This window comes from Streptomyces corchorusii (genome assembly GCF_001514055.1).
Classification (GTDB): domain Bacteria; phylum Actinomycetota; class Actinomycetes; order Streptomycetales; family Streptomycetaceae; genus Streptomyces; species Streptomyces olivaceoviridis.
Genome location: NZ_KQ948373.1, coordinates 56,269 through 74,575, shown reverse-complemented (window position 1 = coordinate 74,575; position 18,307 = coordinate 56,269). Strand labels below are relative to the sequence as shown.

The 18,307-nt window shown below is 70.1% G+C and carries 7 protein-coding genes and 1 pseudogene; 4 read left to right on the top strand and 4 right to left on the bottom strand.

The window, feature by feature from the left end:
* Positions 1 to 28: 28 nt before the first annotated feature.
* Genes AQJ11_RS39525 through AQJ11_RS39515 form a run of 3 tightly spaced genes read right to left on the bottom strand, consistent with a single transcriptional unit; the run spans position 29 to position 13,466 of the window.
* Positions 29 to 4,129, bottom strand: a complete 4,101-nt coding sequence (locus AQJ11_RS39525; RefSeq protein WP_425265020.1) for an Eco57I restriction-modification methylase domain-containing protein — start codon at positions 4,127 to 4,129, stop codon at positions 29 to 31.
* Between the two features lie 44 nt (positions 4,130 to 4,173).
* On the bottom strand, positions 4,174 to 7,122 hold the full coding sequence (locus AQJ11_RS39520) for a helicase-related protein (RefSeq protein ID WP_059266593.1): 2,949 nt from the start codon (positions 7,120 to 7,122) through the stop codon (positions 4,174 to 4,176).
* Positions 7,123 to 7,157: 35 nt separating this feature from the next.
* Positions 7,158 to 13,466, bottom strand: coding sequence for a protein kinase domain-containing protein (locus AQJ11_RS39515; RefSeq protein WP_059266592.1), 6,309 nt, complete (start codon positions 13,464 to 13,466; stop codon positions 7,158 to 7,160).
* Positions 13,467 to 13,935: 469 nt separating this feature from the next.
* Here AQJ11_RS39515 and AQJ11_RS49510 point away from each other — a divergent pair, with 469 nt between their 5' ends.
* From AQJ11_RS49510 to AQJ11_RS39505, 4 genes and pseudogenes are all read left to right on the top strand, one after another.
* A complete protein-coding gene (locus tag AQJ11_RS49510) occupies positions 13,936 to 14,073 on the top strand; it encodes a hypothetical protein (RefSeq protein ID WP_159061784.1) in 138 nt (45 codons plus the stop codon).
* A gap of 146 nt (positions 14,074 to 14,219) precedes the next feature.
* A pseudogene (locus tag AQJ11_RS47435) lies at positions 14,220 to 14,348 on the top strand (IS5/IS1182 family transposase); the annotation flags it as partial.
* Between the two features lie 572 nt (positions 14,349 to 14,920).
* Positions 14,921 to 15,340 (top strand): aspartate 1-decarboxylase, encoded by a 420-nt coding sequence (gene panD / locus AQJ11_RS39510; RefSeq protein ID WP_014676382.1) that lies wholly within the window; start codon positions 14,921 to 14,923, stop codon positions 15,338 to 15,340.
* Positions 15,341 to 15,371: 31 nt separating this feature from the next.
* Complete coding sequence (locus AQJ11_RS39505; protein ID WP_058083042.1) at positions 15,372 to 15,716, top strand: GNAT family N-acetyltransferase; 345 nt, start codon at positions 15,372 to 15,374, stop codon at positions 15,714 to 15,716.
* 949 nt (positions 15,717 to 16,665) lie between these two features.
* Here AQJ11_RS39505 and gndA read toward each other — a convergent pair.
* Entirely contained in the window at positions 16,666 to 18,105 is a 1,440-nt protein-coding gene (gndA, locus tag AQJ11_RS39500) for an NADP-dependent phosphogluconate dehydrogenase (RefSeq protein ID WP_014676384.1), read from the bottom strand.
* Between the last annotated feature and the right edge of the window lie 202 nt (positions 18,106 to 18,307).

The following is an 18,307-nucleotide window of genomic DNA, read 5'->3' as shown; positions in this document are numbered from 1 at the left end:
CCCGGCCCGCCGGCCGGCGGCGGACTCGTCACTCTCCGGCTCTTTCGTGGCGGGGGCCGTGGCCCGGGGGAGGGGTGAGCGTGGACGTGTAGGTCTCGCCGTCCACGAGGGGGTTCTCCATGGTGAGTCCGGCCGAGGCCATGCGGTCGTACTCGGCGAGGACCAGGCGCTTGGTGCGGTACTCGCCGTACTTGGCGATCTCGTTGTTCTTGAGGCCGCCGTTCTCAGTCTGGAAGGACTCCAGGATGTAGTCGGCGTCCTCTCGGTTCACTCCGTAGAGGTGGAGGAAGTACGCGTCAAGCTCGGCGCGGAGCTGGGCTCGGCGGTCCTCGTTCCAGGTGAAGGGGGCGCCGGTGTCGCCGAGGTCTTTGGCGAGGGGCTTCATGTCCCAGGAGGGATAGATAAGTTCGAGGATGCGGTGGGTGAGGAAACGAGTGTGGCGGGCCAGGTCGTCGGGGTGAGGAACGGGGAGCTGCTTCCAGGTCCTCAGACCGGCGTCGATGCCAGCAACTTTCTGGCGTGCTACATAGTCGAAGACCAGGGAACTTTGGGCTCCCACGAGTGCCGCGCAAAGTTCAGCGGAAACGCTTGGGAACATCAACGGGAACGTGTTGCCCACACCTACACGAGGGAGGAACGCAGGGATCGCCGTGCGCTCATCGGTGACGCGAGCCACTCGGCGCCAGCCCATCAACCAACCCCGGTTCCACGCCACGTCCTTGAGGCGCTGATCGACGCCGGCGGCCTCGGTGGGTCTGCCGTTCCGAGTGGTTGGGATGACGCCGGTGTCCTGGATCCATTGCCGCGGTTGCGCCACTTCGTCCGGGTCTTTCTTTGACTCCGGCGGCACACGCTCGTAGTCGTCATTGCCGAGCCCGTAATAGCTGTTCCAGCGGTGGTCGAAGAGGTGAGCCATCTTTGCGTCATAGAGTGGCAGCATGCGCTCGCGGCCTTGAACGAAGACGTTTCCGTCCAGAAGCCACCCTTCTGATTCCAACTCTGAGCGGTCACGGAAAAGGTCCGAGTCGTCCGTGAGGTTGATGAACTGCTTGAAGACCAGGTGCCACGGGTTGCCTTGCGCGCTCTGATCGTTCACCAATACCGGCACTCGGCGCTGAATGGCAGCGGTGAGGTCAGCGTCCCGACGGGTGCGGAACACCGGGAGCGTTCCGGTGTTCGGGTTGATGAGAAGGATCTCCTCCGGCGACAGCGCGAATACGGCCTTCCCGTCGGCGAGTTCATCTGGGTGCCCGAGGAAGAAAGCGAACTGCGCGGCTGGCTCGACCCGCCCGCGGCCCGTAAGGGATACGAGCGCGAACTGGTAGCTAGCATGCACGGCTGGGAACAGCTTCTCCCGCTTGCCATTCTCAAAGTCGTACAGATGCTTTACCGCACCTCGGCGCGACAGATCCTGGAACAGGAACTGTGCCCCCGCACCCGTGGCGATCTGGGTCGGCACCACCGTCCCGCACCGTCCCTCGGGCGCGGTGATGGACACGAATCGCTCGGTGAACAGCTGGTCGGTCTGAAGTGAGTTGACCCCCTTGACCGCAAGCCCCTTGCGAAGCTGCGGGTAGGCACCAGATGCCCCGAGGAAGTGGAATGAGGACTTCACTCGGCGCCGTGCAGCTTGGTAGCGCTCAGCCTCGACCGGATTCTCACGGCTCCACTCGATGATTTCCGCCCGGCGTTTGTGGCCCGACAATTTGGCCAGCGACGGCTCAACGATGCTGAAGTACTCCTGATCCTTGAAGTCGACCTTGTCCCACGGTGGATTCCCCAACACACAATCGAACCCCCCGGCCCACCCCGTAACCGGATCTACCCCCACCGTCGCCGACGAATCGTCAGGCACGTTGAAAACATCTGGAAACTCCAGATGCCAGTGGAAGAACCGGTACTCCCGGCTGAGCCGCACGATCTCCTGGTGGGTCTCCTGCAGCGCACCCTCGCTCTCCGCACTCTGAAGTGACAGAAAGACGCGTTGCGTCACCGGCGCGGGCGCGTCCTCCGTCTTTTCCCACATGAACGCGGCACACCACGCATCCGCGATGTGCAGGGCGTTGAGGTACGCGGGGGACTCCTGCCACGTCCGATACCGCTCGGCGAGCGCCCGGACCCGGCCCAGCTTCGCCGTGGGGTCGTCGTCCTTCTCCACGACGTCACGCAGCTCGGCCGCGAACGCGTCGTTGGTGACGCTCACCTGGTCGTCGAGGGCCGCGTCCAGCGTGTAGACGCCCTCGTGCTCCAGCTTGTTGCGCTTGAGCCAGTCGTTGGCCACCGACTTGTCGTCACCCTCGACGACCTTGAACGCCTGCTCCGGAATCCCGCCCCGAAGCAGCGCGGGCGTGGCTCCGATCAGCCCGTTGCCCAGCTTCACGTGGGCGTCCAGGAAGCCCAGAGCCTTCCCCGGCTCCAGCGCCTCCATCCAGAGCGACACCTTGGCCAGCTCGACAGCCATCGGGTTCAGGTCCACCCCGTACACGCAGCGGGCGATGACCTCGTGCAGCGCGTGCCGGACCTTCTCCGGCGGGGGCTCAGGTGTGCGCTCGCGAACCGCCGCCACCCGCTTGGCGATACGACGTGCGGCGGCCACCAGGAAGTGGCCGGAACCGCAGGCCGGGTCGCACACGGTCAGCGACAGCAGTTCGGAGACGATGTCTTCCCGGGCGTCGGACCGTCCCGCCTCCGCAACCGCCCGCTCACCGCGCCGCTGCGCCTCGTCGATGACCGGGTCGAGCGTGGAATCGAGCAGTACGTCGACCAGCGAACTCGGGGTGTAGTACGAGCCGGTCTTCTTGCGTTCGTTGCCCGCGCGGATCGCGAGCTCGAAGGTGCGGTCGGTCGCGCTGTACTCGGGGACGAGGGCGAGCAGCGACTCGTAGATGGCACCGAGTTCCTCAGCGTCGAGGGTGCGGTAGTCGACGGTCCGCCAGCGCTTGGCCTCGGTGTCGCGGACGACCGCGAGGTGCCGTATGGCGGCCATGAGGTGCTCGTTCGAGAGGGTGAGGCCACGCAGTGGCTCGTCGGCCTCCGTGGCGTCGAAGAGGCCGCCGAGTCCGGGGAGGCCCAGTTCCGGCCGGCCGGCCTCGTCGCCCAGGGCGGACAGGACCAGGCGGAGGGCCTCCCAGCGGTCCGCGTGCGAGGTGCCTCTGCGGCGGCGGGACTGTTCGCGCAGCCGGGCCGTCGAGAAGTACTTGGCGTAGCGGTCGCGGGCCTCCGGGGTCGCGGAGGGCGGGTGGAGAGCGTCGCGGTCCTCGGCGACGAAGACGAACAGCAGGCGGTAGACCAGGCGGAGCAGCGCCGCGTGGTAGGTGTGGCGGTCGAAGTTCTCGCGGAGGGCCGTGTTGGCGGGGTGCCGGAGGAAGCCCGTGCCCAGCTCCCTGATCGCGAGGCGTACGCCCTCCCCGATGTCGTCGAGGAAGCGGGCGCCCAGGCGCAGGGCGGCGTCGCGCCACACCTCCAGCCAGCACGTCCACTGGGTGCCGCCGTCACGGGCCTCGAACCGAGAGGCGTGCAGCAGCCGGTACATGATCACGAACTCGCTGAACAGCTCACCGTCGAAGATCGCTTCCAAGTCGAACTCGACGTACGAGGCCGTGGCCAGCGCGTTGGAGTCGCGCAGCAGCCGCAACTGGCGGCCGTTGGTGAGCAGAGCCCACAGGTGGGCGTCGGTGCGGTTGAGGGCCTCCTGGAGCAGGGACTGCGGGGCGGGGGAGCCGGCGCCCTGGTGCTTGTTGAGCGAGGTGTTCCAGGCGGTGACGTGGACGAGGGTGTCGTCGCGGCGGTGGCTGACAGGGAACGTCTTCGTGCCGTCGTCCGCCGCGATGCCCGTCGCGCCGACCGCGGTGAGGTGACCGAAGCCGAGCGCCTCGAATAGGGGCTCCACCCAGTTGGCCTGGGCGTAGCCGGTGCTGTCGGGGGGCACGGACGCCTCCGGGGCGGCCGGCAGTTTCTCGCGCAGCTCACGCCAGAGCGATTTGAGGTTGTCCCAGTGTCGCTCGGCCTCGTCGCGTACGGAACGGGAGCCGGGGATGCGGTAGTCAGCGGGGCCGAGGCCCTTGAGGTCCTTGGTGACCTTGCCCTCGGAGATCCGTACCAGCATGTCGGCCGGCAGCAGACCGCCCACCGTGTGGACGGCCGTGAACACCTGGTTGCGAGTGGTGGCGGACATCAGGCGGACACTCCAGCGGGAACGGAAGCGGGCACGGAAGCAGCGGCGGGCAGGTAGACGTAGGCGCCAAGGATGTCGGCCGGCTTCTGGGCCGTCACCGACAGACCCCGGACGATCTCCCCGGACGCGGCCCGCACCCGGCGGTGGGCCGCGTCCAGCTCGGCCGCCAGCTCATCGCCGTACGTCTCCAAGTGGTCGTTCACATCGGGAAGTTGGTCCAGGATTCGCGTCATTGTCCGCTCCCCGAAGTGCGGGTCCGTGTTGCCCGACGCCGTCGCGTCCAGCAGGCCCACCGCCCGCTCCGGCGGCAGCCACACCGCATTCCTCGGCGCCCCCTCGAAGGCCAGCAGCCGCGCGTCCTCCGCCACCAACTGCCGCTCTCCACTCCGCGACGGCAGCGTGAGGTGGAAGCGGTACCGCACCAGCAGCAACGTCGTCCTCGTGCTCACCGCATCTGTCGTGATCACACCGCACCGTCGCGCCGGGCGCGCACCCTCCGCCTGTGTGTCCAGCGCGGCGTTGAGGACATGCGATGCCAACGCACCCACCACCGGGTCTGTACGGACCAGGGCTGCCTCGCCCCGCGCCACCGCCGGATCGCTGCGGAACGGGATCTCCCGGTCCTTCTCGACGACCTCCGCGCCCACCACCGGCGCAAGCGCGTCCCGCAGGCCCGCCGGTGTGCCGCCCACCTGGGCCGTGAAGTCCCCGGACTCGCCGTCCGCGCCGCGCAGCACCGCGTTCAGGGCGCCCAGTGACTCCCGTACGAAGGTCCTGATCTCGCCCGCACCACCCAACGCCTCACGGATCGAGGCGACCTCCCGGGCCACCTCCTCCGGGTGGATCGAGCGCTGCGCGAAACGGGAACGGGACGCCCGCTCGCGCTCCGCCGCCGAGTTCCAGTCGCTGTCCAGCTTCTCGGTGCTCACCCTGAACGCGTCCGCGCTGAAGAGGGCGTCCTCGTTCTCCCGGCCGCGCATCAGCAGCCACTCCACGATGGCGTCGGTCACGCCCGTCGACAGTTCGTCCGGGACGGAGACCGAGATGCCGAGGTCCTTCTTGATCTGGCGGTGCTTCTTGATGAGCACCTCCAGGACCTTGCCGTCGATGCCGTTGTCGTCGCCGTAGAGCGTGATGACGCGGACCTCGTCGCGGCGCTGGCCGTAGCGGTCGACGCGGCCCTCGCGCTGGTCGTGGCGGGTGGGGTTCCAGGCGAGGTCGTAGTGGACGACCGCGTCGAAGTAGTGCTGGAGGTTGACGCCCTCCGACAGGCAGTCCGTCGCGATCAGGACCCGGCGGGCCGCCGCGTCCTCGCCGGCCTCCGTGGCCAACTCCTCGATCCGCTCGATGCGTTGCTGCGGGGACAGTTCACCCGTCACCGCCTTGACCACCGTCTTGGCGCCCAGCGGGCCGCGCTTCTTCGTCTCCGGGTCGTTCGCCAGATGCTCGGCCAGGTACTTCGCCGTCGGGATGTAGCGGCAGAAGACGATCGGGTTGTAGCCGTCCGCCAGCAGCGCCTTGAGGTGTTTGATCAGCGCCTTCAGCTTGAGGTCCTTCTCCGGGCCCTCCAACTGCGTGGCCAGCTTCGCGAGTTCGGCCAGCGGGGAGCCCGCCGTCGTCTCCGCGCCCGGCGCCACGTCCATGCCCTCCATGGCGTCGCTGTCCGCGGCGTCGCTGTTCAGCGGGGCGCCCAGCTTGTCGGCCTCCTCCGCCGAAGCCGCGATCGCCGCCGCCGAGCGCGTCGTCAGGGTCTGGGCCGCCGCCCTCGGCGACGACACCAGCGAACGCAGCAGCGCGATCGCCGACCACCAGGCGATACGGGCCTCCCGCTTGCCCTGGTCGCCGGCCTCCTCGACCCGCTCACTCGCGTACGCGATCGCGTCGTCCAGCAGGGCCCGGTACTCGGGGGACAGCTTGTACGTCTCGTCCTTGAAGAAGCGGTCCGAAGGGAAGGCTGTGCGCTCGGCGAGGGAGTCGTCCGCCAGGCCGTCCTCCTTCGTCAGGTACTGGCGTACGTCCGCCCGCTTGCGGGCCACGAAGTGCTGGGCGAGCAGCTTCCTGCCCGCCTCCGACTCCAGGTTCACGTGCGCCAGCTCCGGCTTGACCAGCCCGAGCAGGTTCCGGAACGCCGACTCCTTGCCGCTGTGCGGGGTCGCCGTGACCAGCAGCAGGTGCCGTTCCGCGTCTTCCGCCACCCGGCGCAGCAGCTCGTACCGCAGCTGGCTCTGTGCGCTCGTCGACGTGTCGTCGGCCGCCACGCAGGTGTGCGCCTCGTCGACGATCACCAGGTCGGGGCAGTGGCGTACGAAGTCGTCGCGGTGGCGCGGGGACTTGATGAAGTCCGTCGAGACGATGACGTTCGGGTACTTGTCGAAGAGGGACTGGCCGAGGTCCAGGCCGCGCTCCAGCCGTGACACGGTCGACGCCAGCACCAGCTCCGCGTCGATGCCGAACTTGCCGCGCAGCTCCTGCTGCCACTGTTCGGCCAGGGCCGGGGAGCAGAGCACCGCCAGGCCGCTCGCCTCGCCCTGCGCCAGCATCTCGCTCGCGACCAGGCCCGCCTCGATCGTCTTGCCGATACCGACGTCGTCCGAGATCAGCATGCGGACCGTCCTCTGGCGCAGGGCCATCAGCAGCGGTACGAGCTGGTACGCGCGCGGCTCCACCGCGATCCCGGCAAGGGAGCGGAACGGGCCCGCCCCGGAGCGGAAGCCGACCCGCAGCGCCGTACGCAACAGCCCTGCCGCCCGCTGGTCGCCGAGGTCGGTCGGCTCCGGCGGCGCGAAACGGGCCTCCTCCACCGGCTCGAACGGGAACACCGCCGCGATGTCGTCGTCCGAGCCGCCCAGTGGGCGCAGGACGAGCAGGTCGGGCTCGCTCTCGGGGAGTACCACCCACTCGCGGCCACGGGCCTTCACCAGGGATCCGGCGGAGAACGTGAATGCCATATCGATCGTCAAATCCTCTTCGTCCGGCCGGTGCGTCAGTTGGTCTTGGCGGGTGAGCCGAAGTAGCGGGAATGGGCGGCGGCGATGGCAGCCCAGTCGGCGCCGTGCGGGAAGCGGACGACGTCCCAGGTGGCGTCGAAGAGGCGCTCCTCCGCGTCGGCGTCACGCAGCGCGCTCTCCTCCGCGCCCGAGGGGCCGTCGACGAACACGGCGACGTTGGCGCCCGGCAGCCGGTACACGAAGTCCGGTGCCGCGTTCGCCTCCGTCAGGAAGACGTCCTTCTCGTCCGGGAGGCGCAGCCCGCACGCCTTCACCCAGCCCAGGAAGTCGCCCTGTGCGGCGAGTTCGGACGCCGATGCCTCGACCGGCGTGGGATCGGCTGGGGTTTCGGCCATGAGTCGCCGGAACTGCTCCGAGCGGGACTCGCCCCGCGCCTCACGGCTCGCCGCCGCCGACGCGAACCGCACCAGCAGGGCCGCCACCGTGTGCCGGTTGATCTGGGCGTGGTCGAGCTGGTTGCCGTACGTGAGGAGGCAGTCGTAGCAGCCGAGCGCGCAGGCGCGTCCCGGGCGGTGTGCCTCGCCGCCCTCGTCCTTGCCGTCCTCGGAGAAGTGGCAGATCTCCAGCGCGCGTCGGGCCGCCTTGGCGAGGGCGTCGTCCTCCGCCTGGAGGCGGCGCAGTACGCCGGCGCCGCCCTCCGCGGCCTCCATGAACAGGATGCGGCGCCTCGGGCCGTCGTCCGGCGGCAGCAGCTCGCTGGACAGTTCGGCGTCCTCCAGCTCGAACTCCGCCTCAATGCCCCGCTCCAGCGCGTACATGAGCGTGAGCGCGACCGGCTCGGGCAGCGCCTCGTCGAGGGTGACGACGAGGATGTTGCGGCGGTCCTCCACGAACGGGATGACCCGCTTCTTACGGCGCCGCTCGTTACCGTCCGCGTCCACGATCGGCAGCTCGCTGGAGTCGCCGGACGCCTCGGCCGCGTCCTTGTCGTTCATCCAGCGGCCGTCGGCCAGGTCCAGCCAGTAGCCCGGTGGCTCGTCCGTACGGGCGCGTACCCGGCCGGTGTTGGTGATGCGGACGGTCGCGGAGTCGCCGTACGCGATCTGAGCGAGCTGTCCCGCCGCGTCGGCGACCGTGGCGTTCAGGCGGCCCTTGCGGACGCCGTGGTCGTGGAAGCGGTACGACGTCTCCAGTCGGAAACCGGCCCGGCGCCGCTCCTCCTCGTCCGAGGAGATCCGCTCCCGGCGCGTGGTGTACACGGTGTGCAGGTGGAGGAGGCCGTACGTCGCCGCGCCCAGCGTCTCGTTGCAGAAACCGCAGCGGTCCTCGCGCTCCTTGGGCTCGTGGTGGTAGCCGCAGTTCGCGCAGCGGCGCGCCTCGCCCGTGGTCAGCTCGCCGGAGGAGTCCGGGGGCAGCTGGATGCGGGTCACCTGATAGCGGGCGCCCTCGTGGTAGATCAGCGAACCGGGGCCGAACTCGCGAATGGCGAGGAAGCGGGGGCGCTGGAGGTAGTCGCCGTCGCCGCGGCGGCGGCCGATCGTCGGGATGTACGCGGCCAGCGGCAGGCGGGGGAAGCTGTAGCCGGGCAGGAAGCCCTCGGAGGCCAGGTAGCGGTACGGGTTGAAGTCGGAGAGGACCGACTTGCTGTCGACGCTCTCGTTCATCAGCAGGTTGAGCTGCGTCTCGGCCTCGCGGCGGCGGGCGTTGGCCCGGTTGCGGTCGCCCTCGGTGAGGCTGTAGTCGAGGCGGCGCTTGTTCTGCACGTACTGGTCGTCGAGCGCGGCGCGGAACAGGCTGCGCCAGCGGTCGAAGGCGCGGTCGAAGCGTTCTGCGACGGTGCGGACCTTGTCGTCGATCCAGTCGTCGTGCCACCACGTGGTCTCGGTGAAGTCCCTGAACAGCGGGCCGAGGACCCGCAGGGCCGCGGCGACCGTGCGTCGCTGGGCGCCGTCGTCGTGGGCGGCGTCCCGGATGTCGGGCAGCAGGTGCAGGGCGGGGTTCGGGCGGTCGCCCGTGTCCGGGTACGACACGTCGAGCACCTCGGGCAGGGAGCGGCCCAGGCGCAGGCCTGCCTCGGCGATCCAGATGCCCTGGAGGTGGGAGAGGACCAGGTCCTCGTTGGCGAGGTCCAGGCGCGGCGGGGCGACCGCGCCCGCCACCATGCGCTCGGAGCGGCGGAAGTAGTACTGGTCGTGGCTGTTGCCGGTCGCGCAGTACGTCGTCACCAGGGCGGGCTGACCGCTGCGGCCCGCGCGGCCCGAACGCTGGGCGTAATTGGCGGGCGTCGGCGGCACGTTGCGCATCATCACCGCGTTGAGTGAGGAGATGTCGACGCCCAGCTCCATGGTGGGGGAGCAGTACAGCAGCTTCAACTCGGCCTTGCGGAAGGCCTCTTCACGTGCCTCCCGGTCCTCCGGGGACACCTGCGCGGTGTGCTCGCGGGCGTACAGGCCGGACAGGGCGTCGGCGGTCTCCCGGTACAGCTTGAGGAAGAACGTGTTGATGCGCGGGCCGTCGCCGCTCTGGTAGGTGCGGGTCAGCGGGTCGTGCGCGCCCGACTCGCCCTTGCCGGCGCGCCACACCAGCGACTGGGCGGCCACCCGGTACCCGGTCGTGGTGACGGACGACGTCCGGCGGAAGCGGCCGGCCCGCTGCGGCGCTGCTTCCACCTCCTTCACCAGGCCCGCCTTGGTCAGCACCTTCAGCAGCTCCGTGATGATCAGCTGGAGGTCGTCCTGGTCGAGGTCCCGGAAGGTGCGGTCGGTGCGCTTGAGGTACTTGCCGTATTTGCCGCGTGCAGACAGGAACAGACTCGCGCGGTCCATGCCCGGCCGGGACGGGTGCGGGTAGGCGGTGCCGACGCGGGGCTTGTCGGCGGCGGACAGGATCCACGGGTCCACGAGCCGTTCCTCGCTCGCCCGCTGCAGGGATTCGAAGGTGTCGTCGCGGAAGTACGACACGTCGATGGCCAGCGAGCGGCGCATCTCGTCCAGCAGCGCCCTCATCACCTCGGCCCGCAGTGCCGGGTCGGCGTCCCGCAGCGCCTGGTGGGTGCCCTCCCAGCGGTCCTGCTTGGCGGCGATCCAGTCCAGGTCCTCGTAGTCGATCTCCAGCAGGCCGGTCTGCTCCAGGTTGGGCATGGTGATACGCCAGCCGCGCTCCAGGTCGAGGTAGAGCCGGAAGGCGATCACGTCCCGCAGGGTGCGGGCCGCGTTGCGGGCCAGGGACGGGGGCAGGTCGGACTCGCCGGTGTAGTCGACGGGGGAGACGGCGAGCGCGTTGGTCACGGCGGAGGCCAGCTCCTCGTGGTGCAGGCCCTCCTCGCCGACGTCCTGGGCCGCCCGGTACAGGGCGCCGCGCAACTGGGTGATCTGCACGAAGTCGTTGAAGTGGCCCGCCTGGAGGGAGGCGTCCTGCCGGTTGTCGACGAACGTGAGGAGCTTGCGCGCCTCCTTGTCCAGCGCCTCCTCCGGCACCGACTTCAGCGAGCGCACGATCGACGCCGAGACCAGGGAGGTCGCCGACGAACGGCCCTCCTGGTCCAGCGTGGCCAGCTTGGCGAAGTCCCGGCCGCGCGTCTGCTCGTACGCCACACCACAGTGCAGACAGAAGAGGAAGGGAGAGGGGATGAACGCGGCCTTCAGCTCGCCGCCCTGGCTGCCCCGGCCTTCTCGGCCGAACGGGTCGACGGTGACGGACTTCGGGACGCGGTCGCGGTACGCGCGCTTGACGACCTCTTGGCCCTTGTCGTCCAACTCCAACCAGGACTCGGGCAGTCGGCGGTCGTCGACGGCGTACTGGACGTTGGACGGCCACTCACGCTCGTGGTCCACGTACAGATAGCCGTCCCCCTGCCTGCCGCCGGTCGCCGAGGTGTCGCGGCGGGCCTCGTAGCGCACCTCACCGTCCTTCTCGGAGCGCCACACCGTCAGGTATTCCTGGCCGCACTCCCGGCAGAAGGCCAGAGGCATCAGCAACTTGCCTCCGCTGCCCGGCTGTTCGAGCTGGTAGGAACGAGTGAGGTGGCGGACGGACTTGTTCTCCAGGGTGACGTAGACCGTGTCGCCCTTGGAGAGGAACTGGTGCAGGCGGAACGCGAACAGCGGCCGTTCGTTGCGCGGGTTGAGTGCCTGGGAGCCGGCTTCCAGGGTGGCGCGGATCGCCTCCGCGCACAGCTCCTCCGCGACGCCCGACGTCTCGTGCAACTCGCGCGCCGCGACCTCGATCTGCGTCGGCGGCCGGCGTACGAGGCGGCCCGTGGCGTCGTCCTCGACGAGGCCGAAGCGGTCCTCGATCCAGCGGGCCAGGGGGTCCTGCGCCAGGTCGTCGTAGGCGCGCGGGGCGGGTGAGGTGAGGCGTTCGGCGGGTACGGTGGCGGGCGCCTCGCCGGTCGCCCGGACCAGGGTCTCGCCGATGACGTGCTCGGGCCGGACCGTCGTACCGAACAGCGTGCTCGCCACACCGGCGACCACCTGCCGCTGGTCCTCCAGCGTGCCCTCCGTGGACATGGTGGCCGACGTGCCGATGCACTGGAGGTCCTCCGCCCGGCAGGCGTCGCGGACCCGGCGGATCAGCAGGGCGACGTCGGCGCCCTGACGGCCGCGGTAGGTGTGCAGTTCGTCGAAGACGAGGAACTCCAGGCCCCGCGCCATCTTGATGAGGCTCGCCCGGTCGGCCGGGCGGGTCAGCATCAGCTCCAGCATCACGTAGTTGGTGAGCAGGATGTCCGGCGGGTTGTCGCGGATCTCCTTGCGCTTCGCGTCGTCCTCCTGGCCCGTGTAGCGGGCGAAGGTGACCGGCTCACGGCCCGCGCCGTAGCCGTCGCGCAGGTACTTCTCCAGTTCGCGCAGCTGGCTGTTGGCGAGCGCGTTCATCGGATACACGATGATCACCCGCACTCGCTTAGCTGCGTTCGGGCCCTCCTCGTCGCGCTGGCGCAGCACCTTGTCCACGATCGGGACGATGTACGAGAGCGACTTGCCGGACCCGGTGCCGGTCGTCAGGACGTACGACGCCCCGGACGCGGCGGCGTCGATGGCGTCGCGCTGGTGCCGGTGCAGGAGCAGCGGCCGGCCGTCGCAGACGGTGCCGCCCTCGGTCTTCTTCGCCTGGAAGATACGGGCGCACTCGGGGTGCAGCACCTTCTGCTGGGCGAGCTCGACCACGGTGCCGCCGCCCTGGAAGAACGGGTTGAGCGAAAGCCAGGGGTTCGGCCACTGGGACTTGTCGTCGAGGTCCTTCTCGACGTACGCCTTGATGCGCTCGTCGCGGATGACGGTGCCGCCCTCCGTGAAGGAGCGGTAATCCCGGATCAGCGCCTGGTGGACGCCGAAGACATCCATGCCGGCGCCGGAACCGGTCACCAGGGCGGGCTGCTGCGGGGCGACGGGCGCCGGGGCCGGGGTGGCCTCGCGCAGGGGGAGCGTCGGGTCCTGCCCGCTCCAGGTGGGGACGAGGCTGGTGTCGTCCGACGGTACGGCGAGGGGGAGCAGGGCGTCCCGTACGGTCACGGCGTCTGCCGGGCGGTTCGCCGGGTCCTTGGCCAGCAGGCGGTCGACGAGGCGCGCGAGCTCGGCGGGGGTTTCGCCGCGGATCGCGCGGACGGGGCTGGGCTCCTGGTGGACGTGCCGCTCGGCGAGTTCGTACGCCGACTCGCTCGTGAACGGAGGGACGCCGACGAGCATCTCGTACAGCAGGCAGCCCAGGGCGTAGAGGTCGGCGGCCTGGGTCACCTGCTTGGCCTGGCACTGTTCCGGCGCCATGTAGCGGGCCGTGCCCACGCTGACGCCCGTGCTGGTCAGGCGGGTCTGGTCCGGGTCGTCGACGATGCTGCCCATGCCGAAGTCGAGCACCTTGACGGTGCCGCCCCGCGTGAGCATGACGTTGGCGGGCTTCAGGTCCCGGTGGACCACGCCCTTCGCGTGCGCGGCGGCGAGGCCGGCAGCGATCTGCGCGCCGATGGCAGCGACCCACGGGATCGGGAGCTGCGGCTCCTCCTCGATGAGGTCGCGCAGCGACTCGCCGTCCAGCAACTCCATCGCCAGGTAGGGCAGATCGTCGCGGTCCGCGGCGATGCCGCCCTCGATGAGCCGGGCGAGGTTGGGGTGGTGGTCCAGATGCCGCATGATCCCCACTTCGCGAGCGAAGCGCTCCACGGCCTTGGTGTCGCCGCCGGTGTCGATCCGGCCCCCGGTGCGGCGGCGCAGGATCGTCTTCACGGCGACGGTGCGCTCCGGTGAGCCCTCGGGAGCGCGCAGGTCCTCGGCTTGGTGGACCTCCCCCATGTTGCCCCTGCCGATGACGCGCCCGATACGGAATCTGCCGTCGACGAGCTCGTGGCTCACTGCCGCTCCTCTACCTACTGCTCGCGTTCTTGCGGTTCCGAACCGGAACGCGCCCCCTGATCTGCTGCCGCACAGTCCATGGTGTCAGAACGGATAGTGAGGCCGTTGTTACAGTACACGAAGATGACGTTATTTCATAGATATTCAATACGTTGACATCGTCAACGCATTACCTAGCCCACCGTGAAGTGGGCGGGGGTGGGTGGTGTGCAGGATCGAATCGTCGGCGAAGTGGCCGCGCCCGGCCTGAGGGTCGCTGTGGGGGAGCTGCTGTCCGGTTGAGGGCGTGCCGTTGTGAACAGCGTCGTGCCCGAGTCGGTCTTTGCGTAGAACGTGCAAACCCTGGGGCTCGGTCAGGTCGAGCGAGACCGACTGCGGCACGAGTTGGCGCGAGTTGGGCCTGCATGTCCAGGACGTGCGTGTACATGTACACGCACGTCGTCTACATGTAGACGCGGACTCTCCGGATGTGGAAAAGGTTGCACGGATTCGTTGGGAAAATGCGTTCCTCGGTGTCGACCTGGTGGAAGCGCCGCTGCTGCGCTACGCGAACGCCGACGGATACGTGCCCTCCAGAGCGGTTGACGGCGTCGCCCGGCTGGCATGACTCGGTGCACGACAGACGGCTGTGCTGAGGGCCTGGGCAAAGGCGCGCGACACCGATGGAGACGCTGCGACGGACGATCCCCGCACGGAGGAGATCTCGGCCCGGAGGCGACGGGGGAGCGCCGTCGGCCCCGGAGAAGCCGAGGGTCGATCGCCTGGCTGCAGGGCTTTCGCCGCCTGCGGATTCGGTGGGAACGACGCGACGACATCCACGAAGCCTTCCTCGGCCTCGCCACATGCCTGATCATCCACCGCCACGTCCAACGCCTTTGTTAGGACCTCTAACAGGCTCCCGGGCGCCTATACCGTCCACGCCGCAGAGCCGGCACAAGGTTGGGACAGGGTCGCCGAGCAACATGGCACCACGGGCGTTGCAGCCCGGGGCGCAAGGCCGTGATCCACTGCAAGCAATATCGGGGCGAGGCTGTAGCCTGCGGCGGCTCAGGGGCTGGTAGGTGGTGACGTGAGAGACCGTGGAGGGGCCGACGAGCTGGCCAACGGTTGGGGCGAGGCGCTGGCGTGGAGCACTGCTGATCATGAGGGCGGCGCTGCCAAGGCCTTGGTGGACGAAGACGTCCTGGCCCATTGGACGGCCGAGGACGGCGGAATCGAACACCCTGGCTGGGGGCACTGTCGTCGCCGAGGCACCGGGTCGACCCCTTACGGCCGTGGCCGTCCCGCGCTGGCGCAGCCTGCCTGATGATGCATCACGAAAGTCAGCAACGGGTCAGTGTGAGTCCTGAGACACCCGAGGACAGCTGACCAGACATGCGAATCGTTGTACGGTCCGGAGACCGCCCTTGACCTGCAAAAAGCAGGCAGGGAGCAGACGAATCGGGAGTTTCTTCGTGCTTCGTACCATGTTCAAGTCCAAGATCCACCGAGCCACCGTCACCCAGGCCGACCTGCACTACGTGGGATCGGTGACCATCGACGCCGATCTCCTCGACGCCGCCGACCTGCTGCCCGGGGAACTGGTGCACATCGTGGACGTCACCAACGGCGCCCGGCTGGAGACGTACGTCATCGAGGGTGAGCGCGGGTCCGGGGTCATCGGGATCAACGGGGCCGCGGCCCACCTCGTCCACCCCGGCGACCTTGTGATCATCATCAGTTACGCTCAGGTCACCGACGCGGAGGCACGCGCGCTGCGGCCCCGGGTCGTGCACGTCGACGCCGGCAACCGGATCGTGTCCCTCGGCGCCGACCCGTCCGAACCGGTGCCCGGCTCGGACCAGCAGCGCAGCCCGCAGGCCGTCGGGGCCTGACCGGCTGACCAGGACAGGAGCGTGCGTGCCCATGAGCGAGACCGAGATCCGCGACGACCGGGCGGCGGGCCGTCTGGAGGCCGTCGGCGACGGTGAAGTCGTCGGTCGCATCGAGTACTTCGTCCTGGAGGCGCCCGAGCGCGCCCTGGTCCCCGTCCACACGATTGTCGAGCCCGCCCACGAGGGCAAGGGCATCGCCGGATCGCTCGCCCGTGAGTTGTACGCCCTCGCCGAGCGCGAGGGCGTCCCGGTGGCCCCGCTCTGCCCGTACGTCGTGAAGTGGGCCGAACGCCACCCCGAGGCGGCCCCGCCGGCCGACCCCCGACTGCTGTCGGCCGCGAAGGACTGGCTGCGCGCCCACCCGGACCGCTTCTGATCGAGCGGCGGTCCACCCGGACCGGTTCGAGGGTGCCGTCGCTCCTCGGGCCCGGTTCGAGGGTGCGGTCGGTCGAGGGGGCGGTTCCGGATGTGAGGGCGCCCATCGGGCTGTCTCTCCGTAAGCATCCGCCCCCGGACGGCTCTCCGCGTGCACCCGCCCCTGGCCGTGTCCCCGTGTGCACTCGCCCCCCGGACGGCTCTCCGCGTGCACCCGCCCCTGGCCCCCTCTCCGCATGCACTCGCCCTGGACGGCTCTCCGCGTGCACCCGCCCCCGGCCATCTCCCCGTGTGCACTCGCCCTGGACGGCTCTCCGCGTGCCCCCACCCCCGGCCACCTCCCAGCGAGCACCCGCTCAACCCCCCGTCGGCCACCCGCCCGGACCCGTTCGGTGCTGCCGTCGGGTGAGTGGCCGGGCGGCTGTCGGGTAGGCGGGGGAGTAGTCCAGAGGCGACGTCCCGTGACTGCCCGGAGGACAGCATGACGAACCCGCACCCCGACCCGGTACCGCCGGGCCCGACACCGGGTCCGGGCCCGACCCCGCCGGATCCGTACCCGAGCCCGGTCCCGACACCGGAACCGGGCCCGCAGCCCACGCCACCCCCGCCGGGCCCCAACCCGAGCCCGCCCCCGCCCCACCCGGGCCCCCCGGAGCCGTCCCCGTCCCCCATCCCGCCGGGCCCGGAGCCCGTGCCGAACCCGGAGCCGGGGCCTCCGCTCACCTGAGACACGGCAGGGGCCGGGCGCCTGGGACAGGAGAGGCGCCGGGCTCCTCCGAGGGGCGCGGGGCGGTATCCGGATGCGGGTCAGCCGCGCCGCGTGGGCGCGGCCAGCCAGGCCCCGTCCGCACCCGCACCCGCACCCGCGCCCCGACCGAACTGAGCAAGACGGTCGAGGCGGCCGAGGCGACCGAGACGGAAGGCGACCGAGACCCTCTAGCCGGACCGCGCTACGCGGTCACCTCGCTCCGGTCCCCGCCCCACAGCGTGTGGAACGAGCCCTCCCGGTCCACCCGCCGGTACGTGTGGGCGCCGAAGAAGTCCCGCTGTCCCTGCGTCAGCGCCGCCGGCAGCCGCTCGGCCCGCAGCGCGTCGTAGTACGCCAGCGCCGCCGCGAATCCCGGCGTCGGCACCCCCTGGCGGGTCGCCGCGACCAGCACCTCCCGCCAGTCGTCCTGCGCCTCGGCGATCTCGCGGGCGAACGTCTCGTCCGACAGCAGGCTCGGCAGGTCGGCCCGGGCGTCGTAGGCGGCGCGGATGCGGTCCAGGAACGCGGCCCGGATGATGCAGCCGCCCCGCCAGATCGAGGCCACCGCGCCCAGGTCGATGTCCCAGCCGTACTCCTCGCTGCCCGCGGCGATCTCGTGGAAGCCCTGCGTGTACGACACGATCTTGGACGCGTACAGCGCCTGCTCCACCCGGTCGGCGAAGGCGGCGGCCTCCGACTCGCTCAGCGGGGACGGCTTCGGGCCGGCCAGGTCCCGCGACGCGGCCCGCAGCGGCGCGTGGCCGGACAGCGAACGGGCGAAGACGGCCTCGGCGATGCCGGACACCGGAACGCCCAGGTCCAGCGCGATCTGCACCGTCCAGCGGCCGGTGCCCTTCTGCTCGGCCTGGTCCATCACGACGTCCACGAACGGCTTGCCGGTGGCCGCGTCCACGTGGGACAGCACCTCGGCGGTGATCTCGATCAGGTACGAGTCCAGCCGGCCGGTGTTCCAGGTGCGGAAGATGTCCGCGATCTGCGCGGGCGCGTACCCGGCGACGTCGCGCAGCAGCTGGTACGCCTCGCCGATCAGCTGCATGTCGGCGTACTCGATGCCGTTGTGGACCATCTTCACGAAGTGCCCGGCACCGTCGGGGCCCACGTGCGTCACGCACGGCGCGCCGTCCTCCGCCTTCGCGGAGATCTTCTCCAGCATCGGACCCAGCGACCCGTACGACTCCTTCGAACCGCCCGGCATGATGCTCGGGCCGTGCAGCGCGCCCTCCTCGCCGCCGGAGATGCCCGTGCCGACGAAGTGGATGCCCCGCTCGCGCAGCTCCCGCTCCCGGCGCCGGGTGTCCGCGAAGTGCGCGTTGCCACCGTCGATGATCATGTCGCCGGGCTCCAGCAGCGGGGCGAACTCCTCGATCACCGCGTCCGTCGGCTGGCCCGCCTTGACCATGATGACCAGCCGGCGCGGACGCTCCAGGGCCGCCACGAACTCCTCGGCGGTCTCGGCCCCGACGAAGTCGCCCTCGTCCCCGAACTCCTCGACCAGCGCCTTCGTCCGCGACACCGTACGGTTGTGCACGGCGACCGTGTAGCCGTTGCGCGCGAAGTTCCGCGCGAGGTTGCGGCCCATGACCGCGAGGCCCGTGACACCGATCTGCGCTGAAGTGCTCATACCGCCTGCTCCCTGGTTGCCTCGTGTACTACGGCTCCGTCAGTACGGGTCCTTGCCCATCCTGACGTGCCGCTACGGCGAGCGCACATCCGACCCGCCACGCATGTGTACGCGGCGGAGCCGCCGTCCGCCTCACTGACCGGCCCGTTGGATCAAACGGGGGCCGTTCCCGGCCACTTGGGCCGCACGGGAGGCCGATTTC

Excerpts from the sequence above, each read along its gene's own strand:
- gndA (WP_014676384.1), bottom strand. The coding sequence starts at position 18,105 with ATGAGCACTTCAGCGCAGATCGGTGTCACGGGCCTCGCGGTCATGGGC.
- AQJ11_RS39520 (WP_059266593.1), bottom strand. The coding sequence starts at position 7,122 with ATGGCATTCACGTTCTCCGCCGGATCCCTGGTGAAGGCCCGTGGCCGC.
- AQJ11_RS39505 (WP_058083042.1), top strand. The coding sequence starts at position 15,372 with ATGAGCGAGACCGAGATCCGCGACGACCGGGCGGCGGGCCGTCTGGAG.